The following is a 13,044-nucleotide window of genomic DNA, read 5'->3' on the forward strand; positions in this document are numbered from 1 at the left end:
TCCTTCCCCGTATCGATAGATGTGTTGATGGCGCGACAACCCTGGCGCCCCCGCGCCGGGTCGCTGGAACTGTCATGACGCCGGCATGCCGGCCTGGACGGGCGCGTCGGGCGGCACGGGCAGGAAAGCGGCGCGCAGGTCGACCAGCACGTGCAGCAGCATCGGCAGCAGCAGGCTGCCGGTGGCCCAGTACAGCCAGGCGAACAACGCGCCCAGCGCGGCGGTGACCAGGATGCCCGTGCGGCCTTGGTAGAGATGCGCCCAGCCGAAGGCCAGCGATGCCAGCACGATCGCCACCGCGACCGGTGCCTGCGGCAGCAGCGCGAACAGCAGGCCCAGGCCGAAGCCGCGCCAGATCACTTCCTCGGTGATGCCGGCGGTGAGCGACAGCGCGGCGAAGCTCCGGCGCTCGGTATGCGTGCGCGGCAGCATGCGCAGAAGCTTGTAGCCGCTGCCGAGGTGCAGCGATTGCGTTGGCGCTGCGCCGTTGCGCAGGCGGCTCCTGATCCAGCCGATGGCGATGCCGCCCGCGGAGGCTAGCCCCACACCCACCGCCATGCCGCCCAGCAGGCTTCCCGTGACGCCCGTGGGCCAATGCGGCCAGCCCAGGCCGAGCCGCGCGGGAGTCCAGCCGGCCAGGCCCAGGGTGACGGCCAGCGTGACCAGCAGCAGCGCCCAGCCTTGCCAGATCCACTCGCGATAGAAGCGGCGCCGCGCGTCGGGCACGCCCGCATCCAGCGCGAGCAGCAGGCGGTCGTGCGCGCGGCGGCCCAGCAGCGGTTCGGCGATCAGCAGGTAGAGCGCGAGGGCGGTGGTGGCGAGCGTGGCGAGCATGTCATTCCTCCAGGAGTTTCGACAGCCGGCGCAGCACCGGGTCCGGCGGCAGTTCCAGCTCGCGCGCATGGCGCGCCAGTTCCAGCAGCTGCGGTTCCAGCAAGGCCAGCCGCTGCACCTGCGTGTGTGCGGCCCGCTGCGTGGCGGCCACCGCCATGCCCTTGCCGCGCAGGCGTTCCAGCAGGCCCTCGTTTTCGGCCAGGCCGTAGGCGCGCGACACCGTCATCGGGTTGATGGCGTGGAAGCCGGCCACGTCGCGCACGGAAGGCAGCAGGTCGCCGGTGACGAGCTGGCCGCTGGCGATCAGTCGGCGCAACTGCTCGACGATCTGCCGATAGATCGGCTCGGGGGCGTTCGGTTGAATGGTGAGTAGAGAAGCATCCATGTGTATCAATACAACAATACACTAGGGTCGGCGTCAAGCATGACCTGTGGCAGGGTGCCGGTGCAGGCGCGGGCCCTGTGCAAGACTTGGGCTCTTGTCCGTTACATGAGGAGCCCTCCATGGTGACCCGCCGCCGCATGTTGCAGGGTGTTGGAGCGCTGGCCCTGCTGGCGCCCCTGGGCGAAGGCTTCGGCCAGGAAAAGCAGGCCAAGGACGCGGCGCAAGTGGCGCAGCAGGAACATGCCAAGCCCGTCGGCGACGAGTACGTGCCCGTCACCGATCCGCTGGTGAAGCAGAAGCTGGCGCAGTGGTCGGACTGGAAGTTCGGCCTCATCCTGCATTGGGGCATCTACAGCGTGCTTGGCATCGTCGAGTCGTGGACGCTGTGCTCGGAGGACTGGATCAAGCGCCCCGGCGGCGCCGGCTACGTGGAGTGGAAGCAGCGCTACGAGCAGCTGCGCACGCAGTTCAACCCGGTGAAGTTCGACCCGGCGAAATGGGCCGAGGCCGCGCACGGCGCCGGCATGCGCTACCTGGTGTTCACCACCAAGCACCACGACGGCTTCTGCCTGTTCGACACGGCACAGACCGGTTACCGCGTCACCGCGCCCGACGTGCCTTATCACGCCAACCCGCGCGCCAACATCGCCAAGGCGGTGTTCGATGCGTTCCGCCAGCGCGGCTTCGGCATCGGCGCGTATTTCTCCAAGGCCGACTGGCACCATCCGGACTACTGGTCGCCGCTGTGGGCCACGCCGGACCGCAACAACAACTACGACGTGCACAAGTATCCGGAGCTGTGGAAGCGCTTCGTCGATTTCACCCACGCGCAGATCAACGAGCTCACCACGCAGTACGGCGGCATCGACCTGATGTGGCTGGATGCCGGCTGGGTGAACGCGAACGCGCACCCCGACGCCAAGGCCCACAGTTCGGACGTGCCGTGGGCGCAGGACATCGACATGCCGGGGCTGGCCGCCATGGCGCGCCGCAACCAGCCGGGCATCGTGCTGGTCGACCGCGACGTCAGCGGGCCGTACGAAAACTACCGCACGCCCGAGCAGACCGTGCCGGACAAACCGCTGCCGTACCCGTGGGAGACCTGTATGACGGCAGGCGGCTCCTGGTCGTGGAATCCGCACGACAAATACAAGTCGCCGCGCGAACTGGTGCATACCCTGGTCGGCATCGTCGCCAAGGGCGGCAACCTGCTGCTGGGCGTCGGGCCGCAGCCCGACGGCCAGCTGCCGGCGGAAGCGCTGGACCGGCTGCAGGCCATCGGCTCGTGGATGCAGGTCAACGGCTCCGCCATCCACGGCAGCCGGGCCATCGCGCCCTACGGCGAAGGCCAGTTCCGCTTCACCCAGGGCAAGGACGGCAGCGTCAACGCGATCTGGCTGGCCGGCGAAGGCGAGCAGGGGCCGCCGGCGACCATCACGCTGCGCTCGCTGCGGCCTGCGCCGGGCGCGCGCCTGCAGGTGCTGGGCGCCGATGGCGAGCTGGCGTGGCGGCAGGGAAACGATGGCGTCGAGGTCACCTTGCCGCAAGCGGTACGCCGGCAACTGGCAGGTTCGCCGGCATGGACGCTGCGCATCTCGGCGGTACAGGCCTGAGCTTGCGCTGACCGCCGTGGCCGCCATTTATTGAGGCAGCCGGCACGCATTGGTTAAGCTCACAGGGTTAGGTCCGCGCCCGGAGTGGCGCCCACGGGGATTTTCTTGAGCGCCAGTCCTTCCAATCTCCAACGTCGTCCTTCGCTGCTTGTCGCCATGCTGCTGGCCCTGGTGGTGGCCGCGCTCAACATCGGTCTGTGGTGGGCGGGCAACCGGCCGCACGGCCCCGAGGACTGGCACGGCCCCATCGGCGGCTTCGCGTTGGAGCCGTACCAGCGCTACCAGGATCCGCTGCAGGGCAAATTCCCCAGCGACGAGCAGATCGCCAGCGACCTCAGGCTGGTGCACCAGTACAGCCCCAACATCCGCACCTACTCGATGCTGCAGGCCTCGCAGGTTCCGCGCCTGGCGGAGCGCGAAGGGCTGAAACTGCTGGCCGGCGCGTGGATCGACACCCGGCTGGACAACAATGAGCACGAGATCGAGGCGCTGATCGCGCAGGCGCGGCGCTACCCCGGCACGATCACTAGGGTGCTGGTGGGCAACGAGGTGCTGTTCCGCAACAACGTGCCGCCCGAGCAGCTGATGGCCTACCTGGACCGCGTGCGCGCCGCGCTGCACCAGCCGGTGTCCACCGCCGAGCCGGACTACATCTGGGAGAAGTACCCCGAGCTGGCGCAGCACGTGGACTTCATCACCGTGCACCTGTTTCCGTACTGGAACGGCAAGGCGCGCAAGGACGCGATCGGTGATGCGCTGGGCAGCTACGAGACGCTGCAGAAGATGTTCCCCGACAAGCACATCGTGATCGGCGAGATCGGCTGGCCGTCCAATGGCGACCGGCACGAGTACGCCTATCCGTCGGTGTCGGACGAGGCGATCTTCCTGCGCCAATGGTTCAACGTCGCCAAGCAGCTGCACCTCGACTACTACGTGATGGAGGCCTTCGACCAGCCCTGGAAGGAGCAGCTCTCGGGCCGCACCGAGGCGTACTGGGGCATGTTCAGCGCCGACCGCCAGCCGAAGTTCCCGTTCACCGGCCCGGTGACGGAAGACACCGCGTGGCCGTGGAAGGCCCTGGTGGCGAGCCTGCTGGCGCTGTGGCCGATGGTGTGGTTCGCGCGGCGCTATGCGCGTTTCAAGCTGATGGGGCGCTTCTTCTTCTGCGCGCTGATCCAGCTGGCCTGCGGCCTGGTCGTGTGGTCGGCCACGCTGCCGCTGCAGTTCTACCTGAGCTGGGTGGACTGGACGATGCTGGTGCTGCTGTTCCCGGCGCAGATCGCCATCCTCGCCATCCTGCTGATCAACGGCTTCGAGTTCACCGAGGTGCTGTGGCGCCGCGGCTGGGTGCGCCATGCCGGCATGCTGCGGCCGGACGTGCCGGAGAAGCAGCCGTTCGTGTCCATCCACCTGGCCTGCTACAACGAGCCGCCGGACATGGTGATCGTCACGCTGGATTCGCTGGCCGAGCTGGACTACGAGAACTACGAAGTCCTGGTGATCGACAACAACACCAAGGACCCGGCGGTGTGGGGCCCGGTGAAGGACTACTGCGAGAAGCTGGGCAAGCGCTTCCGCTTCTTCCACCTGGAACCATGGCCGGGCTTCAAGGCCGGCGCGCTGAACTTCGGCCTGAAGGAAACCTCGCCCGAGGCCGACGTGGTGGCGGTGATCGACGCCGACTACGTGGTGCGCCACGACTGGCTGTCCACGCTCACCGGCTATTTCCACGACCCCAAGGTGGCCGTGGTGCAGTGCCCACAGGCGCACCGCGACTTCGAGCACAACCGCTTCCGCCGCATGACCGCGTGGGAGTTCGACGGCTTCTTCCGCATCGGCATGCATCACCGCAACGAGCGCAACGCCATCATCCAGCACGGCACCATGACCATGGTGCGGCGTACCGCGCTGGAAGGTACCGGCGGCTGGTCGGAATGGACGATCTGCGAAGACGCGGAACTCGGCCTGCGCCTGATGCATGCCGGCTACGAGCTGGTGTACGTGGACGAGCTGATGGGCAAGGGCCTCACGCCCGCCGACTTCAAGGCGTACAAGAGCCAGCGCTACCGCTGGGCCTTCGGCGCGATGCAGATCCTCAAGGGGCGCTGGAGCTGGATGACGAAGAAGGGACCGCTTTCCAGCGGCCAGCGCTTCCACTTCCTCACCGGCTGGTTCAGCTGGTTCGCCGATGCGCTGCACCTGATCTTCACCCTGATGGCGCTGTTCTGGACCGCGGGCATGGTGGCGCTCCCGCAGTACTTCAGCCTGCCGATGCAGTTGTTCCTGATCCCGGTGATTGGCTTCTTCTTCGCCAAGGCCATCTTCGGCATCGTGCTGTACCGCGCCCGCGTGCCCTGCGGCTGGTACGACACGCTGATGGCCTCGCTGGCCAGCATGAGCCTTTCGCATGCCATCGCGCGCGGCATCCTGCATGGCCTCACCCGCGAGAAGACCTCGTTCGTGGTGACCGCCAAGAGCCGCCGCATGGGCGGCAGCAGCTTCGCCGCGTTCGCGCCGGTGCGCGAGGAACTGCTGATGGCGGTGGCGCTGGTGCTGTGCATCGTCGGCATGGCGCGCAGCTACGGCACCCATTACATCGAGGGCGTGCTGTGGATGTTCATCCTTGCCGCGCAGTCGATTCCCTACGTGTCGGCCGTGATCGGCGCGTGGATCGCGCACAAGGCGGGCGACAAGGCGGGCTGATATGGCTGTCCGGCCGTCCAGCGTCGCCTTGGCGACGCTGGAAAATCAGGCACGGAGCTTTTTCAGCTCGCCGCCCACTCCGATTTCCTTCCCTCGGCAAAGCCCAGCGGCAAGCAACGGTTGCCCCGAATAGCGCCCATTTCGTTCAGATGCGCGCCGGGTAACAGGCCCTATCATCGGAGCCCCGTGTTCAGGATTCCGCCACATTGGCCCTGTTGACCCGTCTCCGCGCGTTCATGCGTCTGTGCTGGCCGTGGCTGCGCATTCCGTTCTGGGTCTGCCTCGGCCTGTTCGTCGGCTTCGTGCTGCCGTACATGCTGGTGCTGAACAAGCGCGTGCAGGAACGTTTCGACGACCTGGTGTTCGCCGTGCCCACGCGCGTATTCGCGCGGCCGCTGCCGCTGCAGGCGGGCGAGCCGATGACGCCGGCGGCGCTGCAGCTCGAGCTCACCTTCGCCGGCTACACCCAGGACGGCGCCGGCCAGGTGGCGGGCAGCTGGACGATGCAGGGTTCGCGCTACACGATTTCCTCGCGCGGCTATGCCGGCCCGGAAGGCGGCGAACTGCCTAAGCGCATCGAAGTGGTGCTGGGCAAGGGCGCTATCGCATCGGTGCGCGACATCACCAACGGCAAGCCGCTCGAGCTGACCCATCTCGACCCCGCGCGCATCGCCACGGTGTACGGCGCCGACCAGGTGGACCGGCGCATCGTGCATCTCGCCGACGTGCCGCCGCTGCTGGTGAGCGGCCTGCAGGCGGTGGAAGACCGCGATTTCAAGCACAACATCGGCATCGACTTCAGCGCGATCCTGCGCGCCGCGTTTGCCAACCTGCGCGCGGGCCGCACGGTGCAGGGCGCATCCACGCTGACGCAGCAGCTGGTGCGCAACCTGTTCCTCGGCCGCGAACAGACCTTCAAGCGCAAGATCAACGAAGCGCTGATGTCGATGCTGCTGGAGATGCACTACAGCAAGGACCGCATCCTCGAGGCCTACGTCAACGAAGTCTTCCTCGGCCAGCAGGGCGGCCAGGCGGTGCACGGCTTTGCCGCGGCGGCGGAGTTCTACTACGGCCGTCCGCTGCGCGACCTGCGTCCGCAGGAGATCGCGATGCTGGTGGGGCTGGTGAAGGGGCCGAGCTATTACGACCCGCGCCGCTATCCGGACCACGCGCTGACGCGGCGCAACCTGGTGCTGCAGGAGTTCGCCGACACCGGCCTGCTCCCGGCGGACCAGGCCAAGGCCGCACAGGCCACGCCGCTGGACGTGATCCAGAACGGCCAGCTGCCGCACGACCGCTTCCCGGCTTTCATGCAGCTGGTGCGCCAGCAGATCACCAGCGATTTCGACGAAGGCACGCTGCGCTCGGGCAACCTGTCGGTCTTCACCACGCTCGATCCGGCGGCGCAGCTCTACAGCGAGCAGGCCGTGGACGCGACGATGAAGAGCCTGGGCAAGCGCGCCGACCCGGTGCAGGCGGCCGGCGTGGTGGTCGACTCGCACGACGGCAGCGTGCTGGCCATCGTGGGCAGCAAGTTCGCCGGCGATCAGGGCTTCAACCGCGCGCTGGATTCGCAGCGGCCGATCGGCTCCACCATCAAGCCCTTCGTCTACCTCGTGGCGCTCACCAATCCCTCGCGCTGGAATCTGGCCACCGCGCTGGACGACAGCCCGATCAGCATGCGCATGCAGAACGGCACGCTGTGGGAACCGCACAACGACGACAACCAGAGCCACGGCATGGTGCCGATGGTGGACGCGCTGGCCAATTCGTGGAACCTCGCCAGCATCCGACTCGGCCTCGCGGTGGGCCTGCCGCGCATCCGCGGGTTCCTGCAATCCTTCGGCCTGGAGAACGTCAACTCCGGTCCCTCGCTGCTGATCGGCGCGCTCGACCTCTCGCCGCTGCAGGTGGCGCAGATGTACGAGTACATAGCCTCCGACGGCCACGCGCTGCCGCTGCTCGCCGTGCGCGGCGTGGTGGATGGCAACGGCAACACCATCAAGCGCTACGAGGTGAAGACCGGCGACGGCGAATACCAGCCGGCCGTGCGCCTCGTCACCTGGGCGATGCAGCAGGTGGCGCTGTACGGCACCGCACATTCGCTGGGCGAGTCCAGCCTGGCCTCGCTGCACGTCGCCGGCAAGACCGGCACCAGCAACGACCTGCGCGACAGCTGGTTCGCCGGCTTCACCGGCGACCATCTCGCGGTGTTCTGGCTGGGGCGCGACGACAACAAGCCCGCCCACCTGTTCGGCGCCACCGGCGCGCTGCCGGTGTGGCGCAACCTGTTCGCCAAGCTGCCCACGCGTCCGCTGTCCACCACGCTGGGCGACGGGCTGCAGATGGCGTGGATCAATCCTGCCGACGGCAAGCCCACCGAGCCGCAGTGCACGGGCGCGAAGCAGGTGCCGGTAGTGGCCGGGTCGCTGTCGAGCGATGTGGAAGGCTGCGGTTTCTGGCAGACCCTGTTCGGTGGCGGCAGTCCTGCGGCATCATCGTCCAGCGCGGCTCCGGCCAACCCTGGCGCGCCGGCTGCATCCACCCAACCTCCCTCCGGCGGAAACTGACATGAATGCCGTTCCTCGTTCCCTGCGCGTGTGGTCCCTGCTGTCGGCAGCGGCGCTGCTCGCAGCCTGCGCCACGCCAGCACCGGTCGAGGCACCGAAGCGTTCGGCGCTCTCGCCGACCGCCATGGTGGCGGCGATCCGTGCCGCCGGCGAGCGCGAGCAGTCGGTGATCGCAGTGAAGCCGCTGGCCGACCCCGGCATCTCCGCATGGCAGCAGGCGGCCGAGAGCAGCGTGCAGGCCGGCCGTTACGATGCGGCCGCGGCCACGCTGGACCAGGCCATCAAGCAGAGTCCGAATTCGCCCGACTTGCTGCAGGATCGCGCCGAAGTCGCGATTTACCAGCAGAACTACACGCTGGCGCAGAAGCTGTCGCAGCAGTCGTGGACGCTGGGGCCCAAGTTCGGCCCGCTGTGCGCGCGCAACTGGGAAACCATCGCGCAGCTGCGCAAGGAAGCCGGCGACGATGCCGGTTTCGACACCGCGGAAAAATGGGTGCCGAAATGCCACGTGCAGGGCGTCAACCGCTTCTGAGTAGCCGACACAAGCGGTTTGCCCGCAGCGCGACGCCGGCGATACTGTCCTGATGATCGCTACTGACGACACCACGCCCGTCAGCATCGCCGCATTGCTGGGCGATGACGGCCCGTTCGCGCGCGAGCTGCCGAACTTCGCGCCGCGCGAAGCGCAGCAGGCGATGGCCGCCGCGGTGGCCGAAGCCATCGCCGGACGCGGGACGCTGATCGCCGAGGCCGGCACCGGCACCGGCAAGACCTATGCCTACCTCGTGCCTGCGTTGCGCTCGGGCGAGCGCGTGATCGTCTCCACCGGCACCAAGGCGCTGCAGGACCAGCTCTACTTCCGCGACCTGCCCAGGGTGCGCGCAGTGCTGGATTCGCGCGTCAAGACCGCGTTGCTGAAAGGTCGCGCGAACTACCTCTGCCTGTACCGGCTCGACCAGACCGTGCGCGAAGGCGCGAGCTTCGACAAGGCGCAGGCCGCGCAGCTGGCGACGATACGCGCCTGGTCGGCGCGCACGCGCCGCGGCGACCGCATGGAGCTGGCCGAGGTGCCGGAGGAATCGCCGATGTGGCCGCGCGTCACCTCCACGCCAGAGAATTGCCTGGGCGTGGAGTGCCCGTTCTACGACGACTGCCACGTCGTGAAGGCACGCCGCGAGGCGCAGGAGGCCGACCTCGTGGTGGTGAACCACCATCTGCTGTTCGCCGACCTCGCGCTCAAGCAGGAGGGCTTCGGCGAAATCCTGCCCGGCGCCGCGGCCTTCGTCCTCGACGAGGCGCATCAGGTTCCCGAGCTGGCCGGGCAGTTCTTCTCGCAGAGCGTGAGCGCGCGCCAGCTCGCCGATCTCGCGCAGGACAGCCTGCGCGAATGCAGCGGCGTCACCGGTGCCATCGGCCTGCTGCTGGAACCGGTGGAGGCCTTGCAGAATGCCTTGCGCAAGCTGCGCCTCGCCATGGAGCCGCTGCCGCCGCGCGGCACCTTCGCCGCGCTGGAAGCGTCGGGCGAAGTGCGCGAGGGCCTGCACGAGGTCGGCGAACTGCTGGCCACGCTGACGGATCTGCTCGCCTCGCAGGCGGAGCGCTCGCGTGGCTTCGCCAACGCGTACGAGCGCGCCGCAATGCTGGCCGAGCGACTGGAACGCATCCTCGAACAGACGTCCGAACGCGACGTGCGCTGGTACGAACTGTTCCCGCGCGGCTTTGCCCTGCATGCCACGCCGCTGGATCTCGCCGCCCCGCTGCGCGCGATGCGCGAGCGCAGCGAGGCGGCATGGATATTCACCTCGGCCACGCTCTCGGTGGCCGGGCGGTTCGAGCATTTCGCGCGCCAGCTCGGTCTGGACGAACCGCAGGCACTGCTGCTGGAAAGCCCGTTCGACTACGCGAAGCAGGCGCTGTGCTATCTGCCCGACGGCCTGCCCGATCCCGCCGCGCGCGACTACACCGAGCGCGTGCTCGACGCCGTGCTGCCGGTGCTGCATGCGTCGAACGGCCGGGCCTTCCTGCTGTTCACCTCGCATCGCGCGCTTCGTCGCGCCGCCGAGTTGCTGGCCGAGCGCGTGCCCTGGCCGCTGTTCGTGCAGGGCACGGCGCCGCGGCATCAGTTGCTGGAGGAGTTCCGCCACTCCGGCCATGGCGTGCTGCTGGGTGCGGCCAGTTTCTGGGAGGGCGTGGACGTGGCCGGCGACGCGCTCAGCGTGGTGGTGATCGACAAGCTGCCGTTCGCCGCGCCGGACGATCCGGTGCTGGTGGCACGGCTGGAGGCGCTGGAGCAGCAGGGCATCAATCCCTTCATGGGCTGGCAGGTGCCGGCAGCGGCCATCGCGCTGAAGCAGGGTGCAGGACGCCTGATCCGCAGCGTCACCGACCGCGGCGTGCTGGTGTTGTGCGATCCGCGTCTCGGCACCAAGGGGTACGGCAAGCTGTTCCTCGCCAGCCTGCCGCCGATGCCGCGCACGCGGGTACTGGCCGACGTGCAGGCGTTCTTTGCGCCTTTCGATGCGGCAGCGGCTTCGGACGCGCCGTAATGCAGCCGTCCCCGATGGCCTGGTGCCCGAGATCTGTTCCGCAAAAACATGCGACGAACACGGCTCCTGAACGCGAATGGGCCGCGGCATGGCCATCTGCCCAGCGGGCCATCATCTGCGGGTATGCTGATAGCCCGACGTGGGCCGCACCGGCCTGCGGAACCCATCAGTCCAGCCCATCCTATGGAAGCCCTATGACCATGCATCGTCCCTTGCTTGTTGCCGCATTGATCGCCACGACTGGCCTTTCCTTTGCCACCGTGTCGCCGGTGCATGCCGCCACCACTCCCGCCGCAAGCGGCACGATGGGCGGCAACCCGGTGCCGGGCGTGTGCATGCTTTCGCGCGAGGCGGTGTTCGCGCAGTCCAAGGTCGGCCAGGCCGCGAGCGAGCGCCTGAAGACGCTGGCGCAGCAGCAGCAGCAGCCGCTGAATACGGACATCCAGGCTTTCCAGCAGAAAGCTGCCTCGCTGACCGAAGCGCAGCGCCAGCAGCAGGGCCAGGCGCTGCAGCAGCGCATGCAGTCCTTCAAGGCGCAGGTGGAAGCGACCCAGGGCAAGGTGATGGAGCAGATCGGCCAGCAGGCGCAGCCGCTGGTGAACAGCGCCTACACCAGCCACCACTGCGGCCTGCTGCTGAACCGCGACGCGGTGCTGGGCGGCAACACCGCCAACGACCTCACGCCGGATGTGGTGAGCGGTCTGGACAGCAGGATCACCTCGCTCAACTTCAATCTGGAACCGGCGCCGACCGGCGCAGCCGCCGGCAACTGATCGCCGGGGACAACGCTGCAAACCCGAAAGGCTGCCGCGCGCCGCGCGACAGCCTTTCTTTATTTCCGGCAGCGGGCGATCGCGCCTCGAATGTGCCGAGTGGCATCGCGCCTGGGTGGAAGTTCGCACACTCGCCGGGGCAGCGCATGGCCGATGCTAGAGTGGTCGGCCAGTCCCCGCAGCGGAGCCCGTCATGACCACCAGCGCCTTCTATCCCATCGGCACGCCCGGCACGCCCTGGGGTGCGGCGGAAGTCGCCGCGTGGCTCTCGCGGCAGAGCCGCCAGCGAAGCTATGCCGACGAAGTGCAGAGCCGCATCGAGTCGCTGGGTACGGATTTCGACGTGGCCGAATACGGCCGGCTGGAATACGCGCCGGAAAGCTTCCCGCTCTATGTCGTGAAAAGCCGCCACTGGAACGACGCGCTGCCGGTGATGCTGCTGACCGGCGGCGTGCATGGCTACGAAACCAGCGGCGTGCACGGCGCGCTGCAATTCCTCGAACGCGATGCCGCACGCTACGCGGGCCGCATCAACCTGCTGGCCGTGCCTTGCGTGAGCCCGTGGGGCTACGAGCGCATCCATCGCTGGAATGCGGACGCGCTGGACCCCAACCGCAATTTCCGCGCGGGCAGCCCGGCGCAGGAATCCGCCGCGCTGTGGCGCCTGCTCTCGCCGCTGCGCGATGTGGCGCGCATGCACATCGACCTGCACGAGACCACCGACACCGACGAGAGCGAATACCGTCCCGCGCTGGCCGCACGCGACGGCCAGCCGTTCGAGGCGGGCACCATTCCGGACGGCTTCTACCTGTGCGCGGACAGCGTGCGGCCGGAGCCGGCCTTCCAGCAGGCGGTGATCGCAGAGGTGGCCAAGGTCACCCACATCGCGCCGGCGGATCCGGATGGAACCATCATCGGCTCGCCGGTGGTGGCGCATGGCGTGATCGAGTACGACTGCCGCAAGCTGGGCCTGTGCGCCGGCATCACCAACGCGCACTACCGCACCACCACCGAGGTCTACCCGGACAGCCCGCGCGCCACGCCCGCGCAGTGCAACGACGCGCAGGCGGCGGCAGTGCGCGCAGCGATCGACTACGCGCTGGCACACGGCTAAGGATGGCCACCCTCTCCTTCGGAGGAGGGTCGAGGCGAGGGTGGTCCAGCGGCCATGGGGCAGCACGCGCGCACGATGTGTGCGAGCATCGTGCTTCCCATCGCCGCGATGCGAGCCACCATGAAATACCTGCTACTGGTCTACAGCGACGACACCCTGCTCAACGCGCTGCCGCCGGGTGAGTTCGAAACGCGCATGCATTCCTGCATCACGCACGCGGATGAGTTGCGCACCCAGGGCAAGCTGCTCGACGCGCAGCAGCTGGAGGCGCCGGCCACGGCCAAGGCGGTACGCATACGCGCAGGCAAGACCGTGGTGCTGGACGGCCCGTTCGCGGAAACCAAGGAATACCTCGCCGGCTTCAACCTGATCGAAGCCGACAGCGAAGAGGAAGCGGTCCGCATGGCCGCGGAATTGCCGTGGGCGAAGACCGGCTGCATCGAAGTGCGCCCCTTGCGCGATTTCGATGCGGTGCGCCGGCGCGTGGGCGCATGACGCAAGAGGCG

Annotated in this window: 10 protein-coding genes; 8 read left to right on the forward strand and 2 right to left on the reverse strand. The window is 68.2% G+C overall.

Features of this window, described 5'->3' with window-relative positions:
* Positions 1-72 precede the first annotated feature (72 nt).
* Both IHE46_RS11810 and IHE46_RS11815 read right to left on the reverse strand, forming a co-directional pair.
* Positions 73-834: a CPBP family intramembrane glutamic endopeptidase gene (locus tag IHE46_RS11810; protein WP_192164852.1), complete on the reverse strand. Its 762-nt coding sequence runs from the start codon at positions 832-834 to the stop codon at positions 73-75.
* Position 835: 1 nt separating this feature from the next.
* Positions 836-1,219 (reverse strand): GntR family transcriptional regulator, encoded by a 384-nt coding sequence (locus tag IHE46_RS11815; RefSeq protein WP_192164853.1) that lies wholly within the window; start codon positions 1,217-1,219, stop codon positions 836-838.
* 119 nt (positions 1,220-1,338) lie between these two features.
* Between IHE46_RS11815 and IHE46_RS11820 the strand changes: the two genes are divergently transcribed.
* The 8 genes from IHE46_RS11820 (at position 1,339) to IHE46_RS11855 (ending at position 13,033) form a co-directional block, all read left to right on the forward strand.
* Complete coding sequence (locus IHE46_RS11820; protein WP_225563022.1) at positions 1,339-2,832, forward strand: alpha-L-fucosidase; 1,494 nt, start codon at positions 1,339-1,341, stop codon at positions 2,830-2,832.
* A 105-nt stretch (positions 2,833-2,937) separates the two neighbouring features.
* Positions 2,938-5,535, forward strand: coding sequence for a glycosyltransferase family 2 protein (locus IHE46_RS11825; protein WP_192164854.1), 2,598 nt, complete (start codon positions 2,938-2,940; stop codon positions 5,533-5,535).
* Between the two features lie 206 nt (positions 5,536-5,741).
* Positions 5,742-8,105, forward strand: a complete 2,364-nt coding sequence (mrcB, locus tag IHE46_RS11830; protein WP_192164855.1) for a penicillin-binding protein 1B — start codon at positions 5,742-5,744, stop codon at positions 8,103-8,105.
* Between the two features lies 1 nt (position 8,106).
* A complete protein-coding gene (locus tag IHE46_RS11835; protein WP_192164856.1) occupies positions 8,107-8,637 on the forward strand; it encodes a tetratricopeptide repeat protein in 531 nt (176 codons plus the stop codon).
* A 52-nt stretch (positions 8,638-8,689) separates the two neighbouring features.
* Positions 8,690-10,651, forward strand: a complete 1,962-nt coding sequence (locus IHE46_RS11840; protein WP_192164857.1) for an ATP-dependent DNA helicase — start codon at positions 8,690-8,692, stop codon at positions 10,649-10,651.
* 200 nt (positions 10,652-10,851) lie between these two features.
* On the forward strand, positions 10,852-11,424 hold the full coding sequence (locus IHE46_RS11845) for an OmpH family outer membrane protein (protein ID WP_225563023.1): 573 nt from the start codon (positions 10,852-10,854) through the stop codon (positions 11,422-11,424).
* A 193-nt stretch (positions 11,425-11,617) separates the two neighbouring features.
* The gene (locus tag IHE46_RS11850) at positions 11,618-12,538 is read left to right on the forward strand and encodes a M14 family metallocarboxypeptidase (protein ID WP_192164859.1); all 921 of its coding nucleotides are present in this window, start codon (positions 11,618-11,620) and stop codon (positions 12,536-12,538) included.
* Positions 12,539-12,658: 120 nt separating this feature from the next.
* Complete coding sequence (locus tag IHE46_RS11855) at positions 12,659-13,033, forward strand: YciI family protein (RefSeq protein ID WP_192164860.1); 375 nt, start codon at positions 12,659-12,661, stop codon at positions 13,031-13,033.
* Positions 13,034-13,044 lie beyond the last annotated feature (11 nt).

Source organism: Rhodanobacter sp. DHG33 (assembly GCF_014843005.1).
Lineage (GTDB): Bacteria > Pseudomonadota > Gammaproteobacteria > Xanthomonadales > Rhodanobacteraceae > Rhodanobacter_A.